The sequence below is a fragment of the Brevibacterium sp. LE-L genome, from assembly GCF_050214925.1.
GTDB lineage: Bacteria > Actinomycetota > Actinomycetes > Actinomycetales > Brevibacteriaceae > Brevibacterium.
In genome coordinates this window covers 153,491-172,872 of the sequence record NZ_CP189759.1, presented here as the reverse complement: position 1 = coordinate 172,872, position 19,382 = coordinate 153,491, and the positions used below count along the sequence as shown (strand labels likewise).

19 protein-coding genes are annotated in these 19,382 nt (G+C 65.1%); 8 read left to right on the top strand and 11 right to left on the bottom strand.

Going from position 1 to position 19,382, the window contains the following annotated elements:
- Positions 1–372: 372 nt before the first annotated feature.
- From ACQE2J_RS00760 to ACQE2J_RS00745, 4 genes are all read left to right on the top strand, one after another.
- Positions 373–1,812, top strand: a complete 1,440-nt coding sequence (locus tag ACQE2J_RS00760; protein WP_426937535.1) for a DHA2 family efflux MFS transporter permease subunit — start codon at positions 373–375, stop codon at positions 1,810–1,812.
- A 101-nt stretch (positions 1,813–1,913) separates the two neighbouring features.
- The gene (locus ACQE2J_RS00755) at positions 1,914–4,514 is read left to right on the top strand and encodes an excinuclease ABC subunit A (RefSeq protein ID WP_426936895.1); all 2,601 of its coding nucleotides are present in this window, start codon (positions 1,914–1,916) and stop codon (positions 4,512–4,514) included.
- A 141-nt stretch (positions 4,515–4,655) separates the two neighbouring features.
- Positions 4,656–5,939 carry a sodium:proton exchanger gene (locus ACQE2J_RS00750; RefSeq protein WP_426936894.1) on the top strand — a complete coding sequence of 428 codons (1,284 nt, stop codon included), beginning with the start codon at positions 4,656–4,658 and terminating at the stop codon, positions 5,937–5,939.
- Between the two features lie 10 nt (positions 5,940–5,949).
- Entirely contained in the window at positions 5,950–6,624 is a 675-nt protein-coding gene (locus ACQE2J_RS00745; RefSeq protein ID WP_426936893.1) for a metal-dependent transcriptional regulator, read from the top strand.
- A gap of 102 nt (positions 6,625–6,726) precedes the next feature.
- Here ACQE2J_RS00745 and ACQE2J_RS00740 read toward each other — a convergent pair whose 3' ends face one another.
- From ACQE2J_RS00740 to ACQE2J_RS00725, 4 genes are all read right to left on the bottom strand, one after another.
- Positions 6,727–7,452: an amino acid ABC transporter ATP-binding protein gene (locus tag ACQE2J_RS00740; protein WP_276606420.1), complete on the bottom strand. Its 726-nt coding sequence runs from the start codon at positions 7,450–7,452 to the stop codon at positions 6,727–6,729.
- Entirely contained in the window at positions 7,452–8,117 is a 666-nt protein-coding gene (locus ACQE2J_RS00735) for an amino acid ABC transporter permease (RefSeq protein ID WP_135537694.1), read from the bottom strand. Before ACQE2J_RS00735 ends, ACQE2J_RS00740 begins: the two co-directional genes overlap by 1 nt.
- A gap of 75 nt (positions 8,118–8,192) precedes the next feature.
- Positions 8,193–8,990 carry a transporter substrate-binding domain-containing protein gene (locus tag ACQE2J_RS00730; RefSeq protein ID WP_425119102.1) on the bottom strand — a complete coding sequence of 266 codons (798 nt, stop codon included), beginning with the start codon at positions 8,988–8,990 and terminating at the stop codon, positions 8,193–8,195.
- 462 nt (positions 8,991–9,452) lie between these two features.
- Positions 9,453–10,826: an aldehyde dehydrogenase family protein gene (locus tag ACQE2J_RS00725; RefSeq protein ID WP_426936892.1), complete on the bottom strand. Its 1,374-nt coding sequence runs from the start codon at positions 10,824–10,826 to the stop codon at positions 9,453–9,455.
- A 157-nt stretch (positions 10,827–10,983) separates the two neighbouring features.
- Between ACQE2J_RS00725 and ACQE2J_RS00720 the strand changes: the two genes are divergently transcribed.
- Complete coding sequence (locus ACQE2J_RS00720) at positions 10,984–11,220, top strand: VOC family protein (RefSeq protein WP_426936891.1); 237 nt, start codon at positions 10,984–10,986, stop codon at positions 11,218–11,220.
- A gap of 71 nt (positions 11,221–11,291) precedes the next feature.
- Here the strand turns inward: ACQE2J_RS00720 and ACQE2J_RS00715 are convergent, their stop codons facing one another.
- Positions 11,292–12,671: an MFS transporter gene (locus tag ACQE2J_RS00715; RefSeq protein ID WP_426936890.1), complete on the bottom strand. Its 1,380-nt coding sequence runs from the start codon at positions 12,669–12,671 to the stop codon at positions 11,292–11,294.
- A 76-nt stretch (positions 12,672–12,747) separates the two neighbouring features.
- Here ACQE2J_RS00715 and ACQE2J_RS00710 point away from each other — a divergent pair, with 76 nt between their 5' ends.
- A complete protein-coding gene (locus ACQE2J_RS00710) occupies positions 12,748–13,242 on the top strand; it encodes a winged helix-turn-helix transcriptional regulator (protein WP_426936889.1) in 495 nt (164 codons plus the stop codon).
- 27 nt (positions 13,243–13,269) lie between these two features.
- On the opposite strand, the gene ACQE2J_RS00705 is transcribed toward ACQE2J_RS00710, so the two are convergent.
- Entirely contained in the window at positions 13,270–13,599 is a 330-nt protein-coding gene (locus ACQE2J_RS00705; RefSeq protein ID WP_426936888.1) for a nuclear transport factor 2 family protein, read from the bottom strand.
- 66 nt (positions 13,600–13,665) lie between these two features.
- Entirely contained in the window at positions 13,666–14,421 is a 756-nt protein-coding gene (locus ACQE2J_RS00700; RefSeq protein WP_426936887.1) for an SDR family oxidoreductase, read from the bottom strand.
- A 63-nt stretch (positions 14,422–14,484) separates the two neighbouring features.
- Between ACQE2J_RS00700 and ACQE2J_RS00695 the strand changes: the two genes are divergently transcribed.
- Positions 14,485–15,192, top strand: a complete 708-nt coding sequence (locus tag ACQE2J_RS00695) for a TetR/AcrR family transcriptional regulator (RefSeq protein WP_425119110.1) — start codon at positions 14,485–14,487, stop codon at positions 15,190–15,192.
- On the opposite strand, the gene ACQE2J_RS00690 is transcribed toward ACQE2J_RS00695, so the two are convergent.
- From ACQE2J_RS00690 to ACQE2J_RS00675, 4 genes are all read right to left on the bottom strand, one after another.
- Positions 15,180–16,547: a Cmx/CmrA family chloramphenicol efflux MFS transporter gene (locus tag ACQE2J_RS00690; RefSeq protein ID WP_425119111.1), complete on the bottom strand. Its 1,368-nt coding sequence runs from the start codon at positions 16,545–16,547 to the stop codon at positions 15,180–15,182. The two genes, ACQE2J_RS00695 and ACQE2J_RS00690, sit on opposite strands and share 13 nt — an antisense overlap.
- Positions 16,544–17,242 carry a TetR/AcrR family transcriptional regulator gene (locus tag ACQE2J_RS00685; RefSeq protein ID WP_426936886.1) on the bottom strand — a complete coding sequence of 233 codons (699 nt, stop codon included), beginning with the start codon at positions 17,240–17,242 and terminating at the stop codon, positions 16,544–16,546. Before ACQE2J_RS00685 ends, ACQE2J_RS00690 begins: the two co-directional genes overlap by 4 nt.
- A 121-nt stretch (positions 17,243–17,363) precedes the next feature.
- On the bottom strand, positions 17,364–17,882 hold the full coding sequence (locus ACQE2J_RS00680) for a DinB family protein (protein WP_426936885.1): 519 nt from the start codon (positions 17,880–17,882) through the stop codon (positions 17,364–17,366).
- Positions 17,879–18,373 (bottom strand): DUF488 domain-containing protein, encoded by a 495-nt coding sequence (locus ACQE2J_RS00675; RefSeq protein WP_426936884.1) that lies wholly within the window; start codon positions 18,371–18,373, stop codon positions 17,879–17,881. The genes ACQE2J_RS00680 and ACQE2J_RS00675 overlap by 4 nt, the downstream gene beginning before the upstream one ends.
- A gap of 313 nt (positions 18,374–18,686) precedes the next feature.
- Between ACQE2J_RS00675 and ACQE2J_RS00670 the strand changes: the two genes are divergently transcribed.
- Positions 18,687–19,337 (top strand): hypothetical protein, encoded by a 651-nt coding sequence (locus ACQE2J_RS00670; protein WP_426936883.1) that lies wholly within the window; start codon positions 18,687–18,689, stop codon positions 19,335–19,337.
- Positions 19,338–19,382 lie beyond the last annotated feature (45 nt).

The following is a 19,382-nucleotide window of genomic DNA, read 5'->3' as shown; positions in this document are numbered from 1 at the left end:
GCTCGTGACTTCCGCTGTCGACGCTAACAGCGCCGGAATGAACATCCGATACGTCGAATCGAAGAGACGGTGAACTCGCTCGCCATCGCAGATCCCGGTGACCTCGCCGAGGCGGGACCGGACGCCACCGATGCCCGCCGTGACGGAGATCGCTGAGGTTTCGGGTTCTCCCCACTATCGGCCGGAAACGGGAATACGTTAGTCTGAGTTGCTGTTCTTACTTTCGTCTGCGCGCCGATTCGGCATCTGCGTGCGGCCTCCGCCCACATCCAGGGCCCCACAGATACATCCGAACGGAGCACCGTCTTGTCCAGCGACAGCTCACCCGCACGCGCGCAGGCCCCGCAGCAGGAGACCATCGATCCCGCCGGGATGCGGGTCATCTGGCTGCTGCTCGTGGCCGCCTTCGTGGCCATCCTCAATGAGACCACGATGGCCATCGCCATCCCCGAGCTCAACGCCTCCCTCGACATCCCGCCGGAACTCGGCCAGTGGATGACGAGTGCCTTCATGCTCACCATGGCCGTGGTCATCCCGACCACCGGCTTCCTGCTCCAGCGCTTCACTACGCGCCAGATCTTCCTGGCCGCGATGATCCTCTTCAGCGCAGGCACCCTCATCTGCCTCGTCTCACCCGGCTTCTCACTCCTGCTCATCGGCCGCATCGTCCAGGCCGGCGGTACGGGCATCATGATGCCGCTGCTGATGACGACGATGATGAACGTCGTCCCGCCGCATTCGCGCGGCCGCATGATGGGCCGCGTCGGCCTCGTCATCTCCCTGGCCCCGGCCATCGGACCGACGATGTCGGGCATCGTCCTCGACAGCCTCGGCTGGCGCTGGCTCTTCGCCATCGTCCTGCCGATCGGCCTCGTCGCCCTGGGACTCGGCGCGAAGTGGATGACCAACCTCGGCGAGTCCACCCACGCTCCCATCGACGTCCTCTCGATCGTGCTCTCCGCGCTGGGCTTCGGCGGCATCGTCTTCGGCCTCAGCCAGTTCGGCTCCGGCGGTTCCGGCGGTGGCGCCTCGGCCGGTCTGGCCTGGAGTGCGATCGGGGGCGGCGTCGTGTTCCTCGGCTTCTTCGTGTGGCGTCAGCTCGTCCTGCAGCGCCGCGACGGCGCCCTGCTCGACCTGCGCGTGTTCAACTCCCGCAACTACGTCATCTCCGTGGTCATCATGGCCGTGGTGGCGCTGGCGATGTTCGGCACCTTCTCCCTGCTGCCGCTGTACCTGCAGAACGTCGCCGGGCTCAACGCCACCCAGTCGGGACTCGTGCTCCTGCCCGGATCGGTCCTCATGGGTCTGCTCGGTCCCGTCATGGGTCGCATCTACGACGCACGGGGCCCGAAGACGCTGCTCGTCCCCGGCACGATCCTCATCGCCGTGGCGATGTTCTCGTACTCGATCGTGACTCCGGCGACGCCCACCTGGGTCCTCGTCGTCGTCCAGACCGGGATGTCCGTGGGCCTGGCCGCCTCGTTCACACCGCTGTTCTCGGCGTCCCTGGGTTCGCTCGACCGTCGCCTGTACTCGCACGGCTCGGCCGCGCTCAACACCCTGCAGCAGGTCGCGGGTGCGGCGGGCACGGCCCTGCTCATCTCGATCTACTCCGCGGCCCTGCACTCCGGTCAGGCCGCCGGTCGGACCGTGGCCGAGGCCGGTGCTCCCGGTGCACAGACGGCGTTCCTGCTGGCCGCGATCATCGCGCTCGTGTCCGTCGTCCTCGCCTTCTTCATCAAGAAGCCCGAAGACCAGGAAGATCACACCGCCGAGGTGGTCGAACCGAGCGCCGGCGCACCCGCGGAATGATCGGCGCACCCGCATGACCGCTGTCCCGGGGATCCCCGGGACAGCGGTCGCGTCTGTGGCCGCCTCGGCGAGTTCGACTCCGCCCTTGGTACGGTGACGTCATGACCTCCTCCGCGCATTCGGATCCGACGCACTCGCATCCGACGCACTCAGCCGAGATCCAATCGGACGTAAGGGTCCGCGGGGCGAGGGAGCACAATCTGCGCGATATCGATCTCAGCGTGCCCCGGGACGCACTCGTCGTGTTCACCGGAGTGTCCGGGTCGGGCAAATCCTCCTTGGCCTTCGGGACCCTGTACGCGGAATCCCAACGCCGCTACCTCGAATCCGTGGCCCCCTACGCCCGGCGACTCATCGATCAGGCCGGAGTCCCGGACGTCGATTCGATCACGGGCATGCCGCCGGCCGTGGCCCTGCAGCAGCAGCGCGGCGGACGCAGCGCCCGCTCGAGCGTCGGCAGCATCACGACCGTCTCCAGCCTCGTGCGCATGCTCTACTCACGGGCTGGCCACTACCCGGACGATGAGCCGATGCTCCTGGCCGAGGACTTCTCGACGAACACCGTCGAAGGCGCCTGCCCCGAATGCCATGGGATCGGCCGCGTCTACGAGGTGCCGGAGGAGAGGATGGTCCCGGACCCGACGCTGACGATCAGGGAACGCGCGATCGCGTCCTGGCCGAAGGCCTGGCACGGCCACCAGCTGCGCGATGTGCTCGTGGCCCTCGGCTACGACGTCGACGTGCCCTGGCAGGACCTGCCGCGCGAGCACCGCGACTGGATCCTCTACACCGAGGAGACCCCGCACCTTCCCGTCCACTCCCGGCTCACCCTCGCCGAGGCGCGCGAAGCGATCGCCGCGGGCACCGAACCGACCTACTCGGGAACGTTCGTCGGCGCCCGGAAATATGTGCTCGACACCTTCGCGAACACGAAGAGCGCAGCGATGAAACGGCGGGTGGCCGAGTTCCTCACCGCCGGACCCTGCCCGGTCTGCCACGGCAAGAAGCTCAAACCCGAAGCCCTGTCCGTGACGATCGCCGGGCTCGACATCGCCGAATTCTCCGCTCTTCCGCTGCACGAACTCATGACCGTCCTCAACGAGGCCGTCGCCGCGGCCAAGGCATCATCGGACGACCCAGCCGCGGACCGTCATCCGACCACGGCAGATCCCTCCGCGGAGAAGCGAGCGACGACGGTCCGCCTCGGCGAGGGTCTCATCGACCGACTGCGACCCATCAGCGATCTCGGACTCGGATACCTCTCGCTCGATCGGACCACCCCGACGCTGTCCGGAGGGGAGCTGCAGCGTCTGCGACTGGCCACGCAGCTGACCTCGGAGCTCTTCGGGGTCGTCTACGTGCTCGACGAACCCTCGGCCGGTCTGCACCCGCAGGACGTCGACGCTCTTGTCGGCATCCTCGACGGGCTGAAGGCGCGCGGCAACAGTCTCTTCGTCGTCGAACATTCCGTCGACATCATGCGGCACGCCGACTGGCTCGTCGACATCGGACCCGGGGCCGGCGAACGCGGCGGAGACGTCCTCTACAGCGGCCCCACGGCCGGTCTCGCCGAGATCGAGGACTCCGTGACTCGGGGGTACGTCTTCGGCAATCGCGGACTGGACCCGCACGAACCCCGCTCACCGCAGGGTTGGATGCGATTGGAGAACATCCGACGCAACAACCTCGACGATGTGAGCCTTCAGGTCCCGCTGGGAGCGCTCACCGCGGTCACCGGTGTCTCGGGTTCAGGAAAGTCCAGCCTGGTCAGCCAGGTGCTTCCCGTGGTCGTCGGCGACCGGCTCGGTGCTCCCGCCGAGGCTCGCGAAACCGAACCCGAGGGCGACGAGCTGCTGCTCGTCGACGGATCCGAGGAACTGCGCGGCAGCGTCACCGGCGATCTCACGGGCATCCGTCGGGTCGTGAGCATCGATCAGAGACCCATCGGCCGCACCCCGCGCTCGAACGTTGCGACCTACACGGGCCTGTTCGACCATGTGCGTCGCCGCTTCTCCGAAACTCCCGAAGCCCGAGAACGCGGCTACAGACCCGGCCGGTTCTCCTTCAACGTCGCCGGCGGCCGCTGCCCGACCTGCGAAGGTGAGGGCTCGGTGATGGTCGAGCTGCTCTTCCTGCCCTCGGTCTACACCGAGTGCCCGGACTGCCACGGAACCCGCTTCCAATCGAGCACCCTCGAAATCGTCTGGCGCGGACGCAATGTCGCCGAGATCCTCGACATGAGCGTCGAAGAGGCCCACGAGTTCTTCACCGGCGAATTCGACATCCTCCGCTCGCTGACCGCACTCATCGACGTCGGACTCGGGTATCTGCGCCTCGGCCAACCCGCAACCGAACTCTCAGGCGGCGAAGCCCAAAGGGTCAAGCTCGCCAGCGAACTGCAGCGCTCACAGCGCGGAGACACACTCTACGTGCTCGACGAGCCGACGTCGGGGCTGCACTGCGCCGATGCCGACCGTCTCGTCGCTCACCTGCAGAGACTCGTCGATGCCGGCAACACCGTCGTCATGGTCGAGCTCGATATGCGGGTCGTCGCCGTCGCCGACCACGTCATCGAGCTCGGTCCCGGGGCCGGAGACGACGGCGGACGGGTGGTGGCCGCGGGCACACCCGCGGACATCGTCGCCGACGGGGCGGGCCCCTCGGCGAGATACCTGGCCGCGGCACTGTCCGCCGACCGGTGATCTCAAGCACACGAACCCTGCTGCCGGGCCCCCGCGAACCGCAGAATCAGACGGATCGCGGGGGCCGATGCGATTGTTGGAGACGTCTAAGTCTCAGTTGTCCGTAGACACACCCGATTCGCGCCGGGAAGTCTGGAAGACATGCCCACAGCACTCCTTCGCCGCATCACGGTGTGCCTGCTCATCGCCGCACCCGCCGTGGTGCTGCGCATCACCGGCACCGAGGCGGCCCCCGTCCTCGATCTCCTCGCCTTCGGCACCGCGATCGTCGCGGCCGCCTTCCTCCTGGCCTGGGCCGCCGAGGCGGTGCAGAAGGACATCTCGGGAGCCCTGGCGATCGCCCTGCTGGCGCTCATCGCCGTCCTCCCCGAATACGCCGTCGACCTCTTCTACGCCTTCCGTTCCGGTTCCGATCCCGACTACCTGCACTTCGCGGCCGCGAACATGACCGGATCGAACCGGCTGCTGCTCGGCTTCGGCTGGCCGCTCGTGGTCATCATCGCCCTCCTCGCCGCCCGCCGGATGACCAAGGGCAGGGCCGCCGACGCACCGGCCTCGCTGCGACTCGAGCCCGGCAGCCGGATGGACATCGGGTTCCTCATCATCCTCGGTGTTCTCGCCTTCGCCATCCCGCTCATCGGCAGCATCCCGATATGGTTCGGCATCGGACTCGTGCTCGTCTTCGCCGCCTACCTCTGGTGCGCCGGCCGGTCCGCCGGAGACGCGGAAGGCGAATTCGTCGGTGCCGCCGCCGGCATCGCGGCAATGCCGACGAGGCGCCGACGGGCCACCGTGATCTGTCTCTTCGTCGTTTCCGCGGCGATCATCCTGCTCAGCGCCGAACCCTTCGCCGAGGCGCTCGTGGCCTCAGGCGAGAGCCTCGGCATCGACAGCTACTTCCTCGTCCAATGGCTGGCCCCGCTGGCCTCCGAGGCACCCGAGTTCGTCATCGCCGCGATGTTCGCCCTGCGCGGGATGGGCGGGGCGGCGATCGGCACGCTCATCGCCGCGAAGGTCAACCAGTGGAGTCTGCTGATCGGGTCCCTGCCGATCGCGCACTTCGCCGGCGGGGGCGGGTTGGGGCTGCCCCTGGACCCTCGCCAGGTCGAGGAGTTCACGCTCACGGCCACGCAGACCATCCTCGGCGTAGCGATCATCCTCGCGCTGCGCTTCCACTGGGCACCGGCGCTGGGTCTGGCGGGCCTGTTCGGTCTGCAGTTCTTCGTCACGGACACGTCCGGACGCTTTGTGCTCTCGGCGATTCAGGCGGGACTAGCGATCGTCTTCCTCGTCCTTCACCGTCGCCACATCCTGCCCACGCTGGCCGCACCCTTCCGCCGATCCGGGCATGAGAGCTCAGATGGGACCCGCGGTGATGCCCTCGCCGAGGCGGCACCCACCGATCGGGCGAAGGCACGTGCGTAGAATGACGATCATGCCGCGCCCTGCAGTGACTCGGATGGTCGAGGACTATGTCACCCTCATCTGGAAGGCCTACGAATGGCCGGGCGGTCGCCCCGCCACGACGGATCTGGCCGAACAGCTCGGTGTGACCGCCTCGACGGTATCGGCGAACCTCAAGAAGCTCGCCCGGGACGGCTATATCGACTACGAACCCTATGGGCAGATCGTCCTGACCGACGCGGGGCGGCGGACCGCCGTGGAGATCGTCCGACGCCACCGGATCGTCGAAACCTACCTCGTCGAAGCCCTCGGACTGACCTGGGACCAGGTCCACGAGGAGGCCGACCGGCTCGAACATGCCGTCTCCGACCTCGTGCTCGAGCGGATGAACGCCGCCCTCGGAGACCCGGACCGGGACCCGCATGGCGATCCCATCCCCGATGCGCACGGGCACACCGCTTCGTTCCCGAGTCGCCGTTTGGAGGAGACCACCCCCGGGGACGAGGTCTCGGTTGTCCGTGTCTCCGACCGGTCTCCCGAGCTGCTGCGCTATCTCACCGACCGAGGGATCGTCATCGGCACGCGCCTGACGGTGACGGCGATCAGCTCAGCGGCGTCCTCGATCGGCGTGGACATCGACGGTGAGAGCGTCGAACTCGCCCTCGACGCCGCCGAGGCGATCCGCGTCGAGCCCGCGCTCGGCTGAACCGTCGACTCTGCTCCGGTGTGAGGCTCTCAGGGGTTCGAGTTACCTTACCTTGCTCCCATCATCTGCCGGGACGTTCCCACAGCACCGTGTCGAGGGTTCTCACAGCACCTTGTTGAGGAAGGACTTTGTGCGCTCGGACGTCGGGGCCTTGAAGATCTGCTGCGGTGTCCCCTCCTCGACGATGGCGCCTGCGTCCATGAACAGCACTCTGTCGGCGACCTCACTGGCGAAGCCCATCTCGTGGGTGACGACGACCATGGTCATCCCCTCCTCGGCGAGCTGCTTCATCACAGCGAGCACTTCGCCGACGAGTTCGGGGTCGAGCGCACTCGTGGGCTCATCGAAGAGCATCATCTTCGGTTCCATCGCCAGGGCCCGCGCGATGGCCACGCGCTGCTGCTGACCGCCGGAGAGCTGTGCGGGATAGGCCTCGGCCTTGTCACCGAGGCCGACCTTGTCCAACAGCTTCAGCGCCCTGTCCCGCACAGCCTGCTGACTGAGGCTGCGCACCTTCCGGGGTGCCAAGGAGATGTTCTCGAGCACGCTCATGTGCGGGAAGAGGTTGAACTGCTGGAAGACCATGCCGATCTCCGTGCGCACCTCATTGATGTTCGTGTTCTTGTCAGTGAGGCTCTTGCCGTCGATGACGACCTCACCGCTCGTGATCTCCTCGAGCATGTTGAGGCAGCGCAGGAACGTCGACTTGCCGGAACCGCTGGGCCCGATGACGCAGACGACTTCCTGCGGCTCGACCTCGCAGTCGATGCCCTTGAGCACTTCGTTGTCACCGAAGGATTTGTGCAGATCGGATACGCGGATGATCATCAGTGAGTCAGCCTCTTCTCCATGACATTGAGGACCTTCGACAGAGTCAGCGTGATGACCAGGTAGAAGATCGCGACCGTCGTATAGATCTCGACGGCGTTGAAGTGGTTGGACGCGACGAGGCGGCCCTGGAAGATGAGTTCGGGAACGAGGATGACCGACAGCAGCGAGGTGTCCTTGATGCTGATGATGAACTGGTTGCCCAGCGGTGGGATCATCCGCTTGAACGCCTGCGGCCAGATGACATAGCGCATCGTCAGGTGCTGGGAGAGCCCGAGAGACCGTCCGGCCTCCATCTGCCCCTTCTCCACCGACTGCACCGCGCCGCGGACGATCTCGGCGATATAGGCTCCGGAGTTCAGGCCGATGACGACGATGCCGGCGGTCAGTGAGGGAATGTTGAAGCCGATGATGAGCGGCAGGGCGAAGTAGATCCAGATCGCCTGCACAAGCACGGGGGTCCCGCGCAGGACCTCGATGTAGACGGTCGAGAGGCTGTAGACGATCCTGCTGCGGGAGATGCGGCCGAGGCCGAAGATCGCACCGAGGATGAAGCCGATGATGAGTCCGACGACGGAGACGAGCAGCGTGTAGTACAGACCCTGCAGCAGTGCCGGGATGTAGTCGATGACTCCGACCCAGTTGAATTGGGCTAAGCGGGACATATCTTCCTTCCACAGGACTGCGGGCACGGGATGGCTCCCCTGCCCGCAGTCCGCTGTGCTCTCACAACTGGGATGTCAGTCTTCGGCCGGTGGTTCTTCGCCGAACCATTCCTTGTACATCTCCGCGTACTTCCCGTTCTCCTTGATGGTGGCCAAGGCTTCGTCGACGGCCTTGACGAGGTTCGGGTTGTCCTTGGAGATCGCGATGCCGTAGTCCTGCGCTTCGAGCAGGTCGCCGACCATCTTGAGCTTGTCCTCACCTTCGGTGCGGATGTAGTAGGCGACGTTGGGCTGATCGTAGAGGACCGCGTCGGCACTGCCGGACTCGACCGCGAGGTAGGCCTGGTCGAGCTGTTCGTAGGTCTTCGCCTCGGCGCCGTCGATGTTCTCGTCGATGTAGGCGGCACTCGTCGATCCGAGGCGGGTGGCCACGGTCTTGCCGTCGAGGTCGTCGATGCTCTTGATGTCGTCATTGTCGGTGGGCACACCGAGGATGAGACCGGACTTGTAGTACGGGTCGGAGAAGTCGATCGTCTGCTTGCGTTCGTCGGTGATGCTGATGCCGGCCACGGCGAGGTCGAAGGATCCGGTCTGGAGACCGGGGATGATGCCGTCGAAGTTCGTCACTTCCTGTTTGAGTTCGAACCCGGCTTCATCGGCGACAGCCGTGATGAGGTCGATGTCGAAGCCGACGTATTCGCCGCCCTTCTTGAATTCGAAGGGCACGAACGAGGTGTCTGTGGCGTAGGTGTACGTGTCCTCGAGCGGCGCATCCTCGTCGTCGCCGCCGGAGGAACAGGCCGAGAGTCCGGCGGTCAGGGCCAGTGATGCCGCGATCGCAATTCCGGAGAAGAGTCGCTTTCTCAATTTCACATCTGCCTCACATTCAAAGAACATCCATTGGTCTTTCAGAATTTTCACAGTATGCCGGGGGCACAGGAGAGTCAAAGCGGTGCAGCTCACATCGCACATGCGGCACCGTTCCGATCACGTCCCTGGGGCTTCGGCGGACAGTGGAGAAAGGGTGGTGGAGGCAAGGGCAGTCACGAGTATCGTCGCAGGTCACAGGCCCATACGTCGTTGGGGTGGGGCAAATTCCCGCCGAGGTGGCCCACCGTCACCGCGACCGCTGGAGAAGCGTTATACAAACGCAACGTCATCTGCCGTACGAAAGTGATCACCCGGCCGAGTGATCGACGGACCGAGGAGACGACGAAGGCCCGATCGACCGCGGAGATTTCGCGGTCGATCGGGCCCGTCCGGCCACCTCGGTGACGGAGATCCTGCGCGGAGGGCGCAGACCTCAGTCGGTCAGCCGATCACGTGTGCAGCTGATCAGTTGTGCACGCGGATGAGGTGCTCGTTGGTGAAGGCCTGGAACGCCCACTGAGCGTTCTCGCGGCCGTAGCCGGAGCGGTTGATGCCGCCGAACGGGTATTCGGGACCCGACTCCATGTGGGCGTTGATGAGCGTCATGCCAGCGTTGATCTTCTTGCCGAACTCCTGACCCTTCTCGAGGTCATCGGTCCACACCGAGGACATGAGACCGTACTCGGTGTCATTGGCCAGACGCAGAGCATCCTCTTCGTCCTTGGCCCGGTAGATCATCACGGCCGGTCCGAAGAGCTCATTGCAGCCGAGGTCCGACTTCGGGTCGATGTCGGTGATCACGGCCGGAGACATGAACCAGCCCGGACGGTCGAGCTTCTTCCCGCCGGTGAGCAGGGTCGCACCGTCGGCGACGGCCTTGTCGATCGTCTCGACGATCTCGTCGCGCGCGCCTTCGGAGGACACGGGGCCCATGCCGACTTCGGGGTCGTCGAAGTCGGAGATCTTCATTGCTTCGACGGCCTTGACAGCCTCTGCGACGAACTCGTCGTAGAGCTCATCGACGACGATCATGCGCTTGGGCGAGGTGCAGACCTGTCCGGCGTTCGCCAGGCGCAGCCCGACGAGCTTCTGCGCCACGGACGCCACGTCCTTCGAGTCGAGGACGACAGCCGGGTCATTGCCGCCGAGCTCGAGCACGGCGCGCTTGTAGTACTTCGCGGCGATCGCGGCCACGGAAGCACCGGCACCTTCGGAACCGGTGAGCGAGAAGCCCTTGACGCGGAAGTCCTTGAGGACCTCCTCGGCGTGGGAGGAGTCGAGGTAGATGTTCTGGTAGACACCCTTGGGCAGCCCCGCCTCGGTGAGGAGATCCTCGAAGTACTGCGAGGACTTCGGGCAGATCGACGCCTGCTTCATGATGATCGAGTTGCCGACCATGAGGTTCGGGAGCACGAAGCGGGCGATCTGGTTGTACGGGAAGTTCCACGGCATGATGCCCAGGAGCACGCCCAGGGGCTGGTGCTCGACATAGCTGCTCGCCGCTCCTGCGGCGGCCAAGTGCGTGGTTGCCAGGTTCGTGGCGGCGTTGTCGGCCATCCAGCGGGCGGTGCGGGCGACCTTGTCGACTTCGCCGAGGCCCTGCTTCTTGACCTTGCCCATCTCGCGACCGATGATGTCGGTCATCTCATCGGCGTTCTCATCGACGAGATCGGCGAACTTGCGCAGGATCGCCGCGCGATCGTAGAGCGGCGTCTCCTTCCAGGACAGGTGTGCCTCATGAGCACGATCGATGTAGTTGGGAATCTCTTCGACGGGTACGGAGGCGAACTCCTCCTCGACCTCGCCGGTGTTGGCATTGGTGACAGCGAACTTGCTCATGGAACGTCCTTTCACGGATTGACGATCTGTGCCCTGTAACAAACTACAGTCTCCCGACATTCCGCGACACTCGTGTCCATCTCTGAGACGAAGACGGCGCATGGAGGAAGTGACCGGAATCGGCGGATGATTCCTCCGCGCGGACGACCCCGAGGCCATGACGGACTGGTACCGAGATGTGCTCGGACTGGGCTTCGGTGAGCACGGACTGTGGCAGCAGACGATGCTCAACTTCCGCGTCGCAGACCTCAACTCGTTGATCGCACAGCTGCGCAACGCCGATGCCGAGATGGCTGCACAGACCCGGCAGATGGACGGAATCGATCGCTTCGGCTGGGTGACCGACCCCGAAAGGAATCGGATCGAACTCTGGGAGCCCGAAGCGAAGAGCTGAATTGCGAGTTAGCTGGGCGAGGAGAACCCGCCTCGCGGGGCGAGGACGGGTGAGCTGGGCTTGAGCGGGGACTAGTGCCCCGCCTCGGCGGGGGTGAGCTCCGGGCGATCGTCGATGAGACGTCGTTTGACCGCGAAGGACAGGACCGCAGCGATCACGCACATGGCTGCTCCGCCCCACCAGGCGTAGGTGTACTCACCGAAGACATCACGGACGACTCCGGCGGCAAACGCTGCACCGGCGGCCCCGATCTGGTGGGCTGCGAAGACCCAGCCGAAGATGATGGTGCCGGACTCGCCGAAAATCTCTCGGCACAGGGTGGCCGTCGGCGGGACCGTCGCGACCCAGTCGAGGCCGTAGACGACGATGAAGAGCACCATGCTCGGGTGGATGGTGTCCGACAGCAGCCACGGCAGGAGTAGCAGGCCGACTCCACGGAAGGTGTAGTAGGCGACGAGGAGGATCCTAGGATCGAACTTGTCGGTCAGCCAACCGGAGAACACAGTGCCGGCGATGTCGAAGATCCCGACGACGGCGAGCAGACCGGCCGCAGTCGATGCCGGCATCCCGTGGTCGTGGGCCGAGGGGATGAAGTGGATGCCGATGAGGCCGTTCGTCGTCGCTCCGCAGATTGCGAAGGCGATGGCGAGGGCCCAGAAAGACCGGTGACGAGCGGCGAGGAATAGGCCCTCGAAGGCGCGGCGGGTGGCTCCGGTGTCGCTTCGCTTGGTGGGGACGGACGAGACGGATTTGTCAGTGGCAGCACCAGAGCGGTCGTCGTCCTCGATCGCTCCATAGGGCAGGACTCCCAGGTCAGACGGGTGATCGCGAAGGACGAACCATACCAGCGGTACCGCAGCCAGCGCCGCGATGCCGATGAGCAGCGAGGCCGGCCGCCAGCCGGTGGACTCGGCGATCGCGGCGACCGGGGGCAGGAAGATCAGCTGGCCTGTTGCCGATCCGGCCGTGAGGATGCCCATGACGAGTCCGCGACGGGCGAGAAACCAGCGATCGGCGATGGTCGCGGCGAAGACGAGGGCCATCGAACCGGTACCCAGGCCGATGAGCACTCCCCAGAAGATGAGCAGCTGCCAGGACGCAGTCATGAGTACGCTGCCTCCGGCGCCGAGGGCGACGAACGTCAATGCTGCCGCCACGACCTGGCGGATGCCGAAGCGGTCCATGAGTGCTGCGGCGAAGGGGGCGGTGAGCCCGTAGAGCAGCAGATTGACGCTTACGGCTAGGGACATACTGCTCATCGACCACCCGAAGTCTGCGTGGAGTGGGACCATGAGTGCACCGGGGGCCGCACGGAATCCGGCGGCGGCGAGCAGAGCGATGAAGGCGACAGCCGCAACCAGCCACGCGGGATGGATACGGCGACGGGCGTCGGGCCCGCGCTGACGAGACTGGGCGTCGCCGGTGGGCTGGTTTTCGGGGGTGGTCGGCATCGGACCCTCGAACTTTCTTCGAAGAAGTTATACTGGAGGAAGTATAGACAGACTTCTCTGAAGAAAGTAAGATGTGATGGCGCTCCGCTCGGACTGGTCCCAGGAACTCTGCCCGGTCAGGAGGTCGCTCGATGTGCTTGGCGACCCGTGGGTGCTGCTCATCGTCCGCGATGTTCTCCACGGACGCGGACGCTTCGACGAGTTGCGCGACAACCTCGGGATCTCCGAAGCCGTGCTCAGCCGACGGCTGCGGGCGATGCTCGATGCCGGACTGCTGACGAAGGTCGACTACGCCGACGGCGCGCGCATCCGGCAGGGCTACGCGGCCACCGAGGCCGCCGCCGACCTTCTGCCGATTCTCCAGCAGCTGGCGCTCTGGGCTGAGAAGCACACGGAGCTCCCGGACGGCGGCGGACACATGGCACTCATCCACGAGACCTGCGGCAACGAGACCGTTCGGGGCGAAGTGTGCAGCGCCTGCGGCCGGGCCCTGCTTCCTGAGGACATGTCCTGGGACAAGCCGTGGAAGGATACGCGCGAGCGGTTGCTGCCTGCCGGCTCACTTGAGTGAGGGCCGGCGGGCTGCAGGCATGTCCGCTCAGCCCTCTCTGATCGTCATCTTCGCGATTCGGTCTCCGACCAGATCGAACGCGAAAGAGGATCGTCCGTTGGCGTGGGTCGACCGCCAGTCGCCGATCACGGTGACACGGTCGCCTGCAGTCGACACCTCCTCCGGTGTGAGGATGCCATCTGCGCCGATGAACTCCGTGTCGCTCCAGGTCTTGATGGCCTCGCGGCCGGTGAATTCCCGGCCCCAGTCATCGACGGTGCTCGCCGGGGCGAAGGCGTCGAGGAAACCGTTCTCATCGTGGGCATTGACGATGTCGATGAACCTGGCGATGGTATCCGGGATCTGCAGATTTTCCATGGTGAATCCTGTTCGAGTGAGGGATCTGTCTGTTGTATGGGTCTCCGTCTGTTGCGGAGGTCTTCGTCAGCGGGTGGTGTATCCGCCGTTGGCGAAGATGGTCTGACCGGTGATCCATCGGCCCTCGGTCGCGAGGAATCGCACGATCGGAGCGATGTCCTCGATCTGGGTGAGTCTATTGCTCAGGCCCTGGGATTTGTGGAATTCGACGCGCTCCGGGGTCTCTTGCCCATAGAAGAACGGAGTGTCCATCGGCCCTGGGGCGATGGCGGTGACGGAGATTCCGCGCTCGCCGAATTCCTTCGCCGCAGCTCGAGTGAAGTGCTCGACGGGGCTCTTTCCGCCGGCATAGGTGGAGTATCCGTCGGTGAATGCGGCCAGGAGAGCGGTGACGATGGTGATGATCTGACCGTCGTCGTTGAGATGCCTGCCTGCCTCCTTGATGAAGAAGTAGGCCGCCTTGGAGTTGATGTCGAACATCGCATCGTACTCGTCCTCGCTCGTGTCGAGGATCGGCTTGCGCAGCACCTTGCCGGCGGTGTTGACGGCGATGTCGATTCTTCCCAGGGCGGCCTCGGCGTCTTCGAAGAGTGCCGTAACGACCTCGGGGTGAGTGAGGTCGCCGCTGATCAGCGTTCCCCTGACCCCGTGGGTTTCGACTGCGGCCAGGGTGTCCTCGGCCTCGGGTCGAGACGAGTCCGAGTTGTAGTGGATGGCGACATTCGCCCCGGCCCCCGCGGCTTGTCGTGCGATGAGGCCACCGAGGTTTTTCCCTCCTCCGGCGATGAGGATGTTCTTGTTCGTCAGTGTAGTGGCGGTCATTCTCAACCTCGCTATATCGTTGATATACAGTGCTATAGCGATAGTACACGATAATATAGCGATATGACAGAGATCCCGACCATCGATACACGAACCCGGCTGCTCAATGCAGCGGCCGATCTCATTGCCGCCTCTCCCGGAGAGGACTTCTCGCTGCGCGCAGTGTGCGATGCCGTCGGTGTCAAGATGCCGACTCTCTACCACTTCTTCGGCAGCAAACAAGGACTCATCGATGCTGTGATCGAGCGCGGGTTCGACATGTACCTGGGAGAGAAGATGGCGATGGAGTCGAGTGGGGATCCGATTCAAGATCTGCGCACGGGGTGGGATGCCCATGTCGAGTTCGGATTGCACAATCCCGGGTTCTACACGCTCATGTATGGCAAGGTCCGTCCAGGCTATGCACCGGCAGAGCAGTCGCGGGCGAGCGAGATCCTGGGCTCGTTGACAGCGGAGGCAGAGGCTCAGGGGCGTCTCGTCGTCGATTCGGAGCAGGCAGCTGCCCATATCCTCGCTGCCAATATCGGTGTGACCCTGCGCCTCATCATCGCGGCCGTTCCCGATCAACAGCTGTCGGCAGCGGTGCGTGACGGTGTGTTCGCCGCGATCACCGGGACCTCGCAGTCAGGGGCCGCGGATGTGAAGTTCGCCCACTCGGTCATCGAATACGCTGCCTCCCACGCCGAGGTGCTCGGATCTGCCGAGACTCAGCTGCTCATCCGTTGGCTACAGCGGCTCGGAGATCATGCGCAGGCAGGTCAGCGGGTCTGATCGGACATCTGACGTGGCGGACAGCGGGATGCAGAGCTCGCCGCCGACCGACTGTCGACTCGCCTGGGCCTGAGGACGCTGCGGTCCTTCGGTAAGACCCGGGTTTCGACCCTGATCGCCACGGCCACGATGATGAGGGCCGCCAGCGCGAGACCGATCGCTACGATGATCGGGGCCCTGAAGCCCAGACCTGCGGCGATGACCCACCCGCCCAGAGCCGGGCCGAGCGCGTTGCCGACATTGAACGCCGAGGTGTTCACGCTCGCGGCCAGGGTCGGTGCGTCGGTGGCGATCTGGAAGACACGGGTATTGAGTGCTCCGGCGATGGAGAACCCGCTGGCGCCGATGAGGACGATCATGATGATCGCGAGCACCCCGTTCTCCGCGCACAGCCACAGGGCGCCGAGGCTGATCGCCAGGGCTGCGAGGCTGCCGATGATATTGCCGAAGACGTTGCGGTCGGCCAGGCGACCGCCCACCACGACACCGACGAAGGCGCCGATGCCGAAGGCCGCGAGTACAGCGGGAACGAGTTCCGGTGAGAGTCCGGCCACGCGGGTGAGCAGCGGAGAGAAGTAGGAGAACGAGGCGAACACAGAGGCTTGGAACAGCGCAGTCGTACTCAGAGCCAGCCAGATGCGTGGTCCCTTGAAAGCGGCCAGCTCCGCCCGCAGGAGGGTGCGCAGACCCGGTTTCGCCTCAGCGGTGTGCGGTGCGTCGCCGCTCGGCTCAGCGTCTGTGTCGTGCGAATCAGTGTCCGGTCGGACGGTGGCGTCCGGTCGGATCGTGAACGTGATGAGAACCGCGGCCAGGGCAGTGACGAGGGCGACGGCCCAGAAGGTCGCGCGCCAGCCGAACTGCGTGCCGATCCAGGTGCCCATGGGCACGCCCACGAGGTTGGCCACGGTGAGTCCGCCGACCAGGTTGGCCAGAGCCCGACCCTGCACCGCGGCCGGTGAGATGCGTGTGGTGTGGACGGCCGCGACCGCCCAGAATCCGCCGCACGCGAAAGCCGAGAGGACTCGGGTCGCCATGAGCAGCCCGTAGTCCGGCGACAGTGCGGCCAGAATGTGGAGAGCGGCGAAGCCGACGATCGTGATGATCATCGTCGCCCGTCGCGGCAGGGTGAGGGTCAGCAGGGTCATGGCCGGCGCACCGACGATCATCCCCACGGCGAAGCCAGTGATGAGCAGGCCCGCCTGCGGAATGGACACGCCCAGGTCAGCGCTCAGGGGTTCGAGGATCCCGGCGATCATGAACTCGCTGGTGCCGAGGCAGAAGATGACGGCGGCCAGCAGATAGACCTGAGCAGGGACACGAGGCCTGCGCTCGAGGGCCGGGGTGCTCGTGCTCATGCGGAGGGGATGCCTTTCGTCGATGCGCCCGAACCGGGTGTGTCCGAATCAGGTGTACCCGGACCGGGTGTACCCGGACGCGGGCCGGTGGTGTCGAGGGTGGCTCTGCCCGCCGGGGTGCACAGACCCGCGACGAAGGCGCGAGTCTGGTCGAGGACTTCGCTTGCTGGCATGATGCGTGCGGCGATGCGCAATCCGGCCAGGACGCTGAAGACGAGGCGGGCGTGGACTGCGGCATCGATGTCACCGAGGAGGTCCCCGGCCGCCTGCCCGCGTGCGATGAGAGCGGCATAGGTGTCGATCCAGGCCTCGCGGTCGGCATCGAGGATCGTGCTCACGGCATCGACCTCACGCCCGAGCTCGGCGGCGGTATTCGCCGACAGACACCCGATCTTCTTCTGATCCGCACATTGGATCGTCAGTTCCCCGCCGAGGCGTTCCATGAGCAGCACCGGCGCCGGCCGGTGCGAATCGAGCAGGGCTTCACGGATGGGGATGCCGCTGGATGTGTAGTCCTCCAGCGCGCGGAGGAAGACGGCGTCGAGGCTGTCGAAGGTGTTGTAGAAGCTCGACCGGCCGATGTTCGCCCGCTCGCAGACGAGGCCGACATCGGTTCCGACGTAGCCGTGTTCGCTGAAGACGGCGATGGCGGCGGTGATGACTGCCTGTTCGTCGAAGCTCTTCTTCCTGCCCACAGGCCGAGCCTAAAGTATTTTGGACAGATGTATCCAATAAATCGGTCGGCCGCACCGGATGAGCTGTTCGGGCCCGATGGATTGCGGGCCCGAGGGATTGCTCGGACCGCGACAGAATCGTTCAGGCCCCGACGTCGCCGAGATGGTGCCGGACTTCGTGGAGTCCGTAGAGCGTGAGTGAGGCGACGGTGAACTCGCGCCCGTCGGAGCGGAATCCCCGGCGATCCCATTCGTCCCCGCGCACCTGGGACAGGCGGGCGGCGTAGGACTCGGCTGCCGTACGGAGGGCAGGGGCCACCTCGGCGGGGTTCTGATGCTCGTAATCGGAGGCGAGGGCGACCGCGTCTCCGTCGAAGTTGTCCAAGGTCGGGTCGACCTCGGTGAGCATGAGCTCGGTGCGACGGTCGAAGACCTCGAAGATGTCGCGCATATGGGCGGCGTACTCGAGATCCGACCATCGGGCGGGGGTGCGTCGGATGGTGGCGTCATCCCTGGTCAGGACCGTCTGCCAGGTGGCGGCCGCCTCGGTGACGGTGGTGGGGGCCGTGGTCGGATCCTCACGCCCGGAGAAGCCGCAGTCGGGGCAGCCGTCGGTGAGGACGTCGGCCCAGTCACGGGTGTCGGGGGTGATCTCGCTCATTGTCCGTCCTTGCCGTCGTTCGAGCTGCTGCTCGTCTTCTTCTTGTCGCTGGTCTGTTTGCTGCTGGTCTGCTTGCTATTCGTCTGCTTACCGCTCGTCTGTTTGCCGCCGTTGAGGATCTCGGCCAGCACCGTCGCTTGGCTGATGTCATCGCGCTTCGCCGCGGTCAGGAGCGTGAGTGTGCCCTTCTTCGCCAGATCGCGCAGAGAATCGAGGGCCTCGGCGGCCTCGTCCTCGTCGAGTTCCTTCCGAAAGCGGCGCGCGAACTCATCGAACTTCTCGGGATCATGGGAATACCATTTGCGCAGTTCGGTCGAGGGCGCGACGTCTTTGATCCACTCGTCGAGTTCGGCCTTGTCCTTGCTCACTCCGCGTGGCCAGACCCGGTCGACGAGGACGCGGGTCCCATCGGACTTCTGCACTTCGTCGTAGATGCGTCGGACCCGGACTGTCGGTGTGCTGCTCTGAGCGGAGCCCTTCTTCTCGGACATCGACGGATGCTCCTTTCGCTCGCTTTCTTCGAGTCTACGACTCCCGTGCAATCGGTGCTCGGCCGGCCGCAGAGCCACGTCGTCGCCGGCTTTCATTGCATTTGGTACACCCGCACATAGGTTTCGTCCGCTCGTTCACACATTTGGGACTATTCATCAGTATGCGAACTGATGAATAGTCCCAAGTGTGTGAAAGCGGTGTAAGAATAGATCGAAACGACAGAACATCTTGGCAGAGTGGCCCACGCGAACCTGTGCCGACAGGGAACATCCGCCCGCTGAGGCTCAGTGCAGGACAAACACTCAGGATGAAATGATGACGAATCAGATGGCGGACCACCGACCCCAGCCTGCTGCAGGAGCAGAGATCGGGTCACTCATCGGCGGCGCCTTCGGCCTCGTCTTCCTCATCGTCAACAGCAGTCAGTTCTCGACCGTGGGCCGGATAGGCGTGCTCGTTGTGGGAATCGCCGTCTTCGCGGTCATCGTCTTCATTGCGATGCGCAGCCTGCGGCGCATGGGGCGCGGCCGGGCGCTCGCCGCAGATGCACAGACTCCCACCGCAGACACACGAGCGCCCGCCGCAGACGGCTCAGTCTCTGAAACCGCGACAGACAGCGCGGTGCGCGGAGCACACCCCTTCGGCCGCAGTTACTGGGTCATCGTGGCCATCGAGGCCCTCGCGCTCTTCGCAGGCACGCGCCTGCTCTCGGGAATCGGCCATCCCGAACTCGGCATCGCCTGGGTGGCGTTCGTCGTGGGCACGCACTTCTACGCGCTCGGCTCTGTGTTCAAGCTCGGGCGCTTCCACGTTCTCGCCACGGTCGTCACCGCCTGCGGGATCGCCGGATTCATCGTCTTCTTCGCCGGTGCTCTCGACTTCATCCCGGTCCTCAGCGGCATCATTCCCGGCTTCGTGCTGCTGTCCTTCGGCATCTGGGCGCTCGTGCCCGTCGACGACTGAAGCAGCGTGTCCGGTGCCCCGGGGTTCAGAGCCCGACCGCTTTGC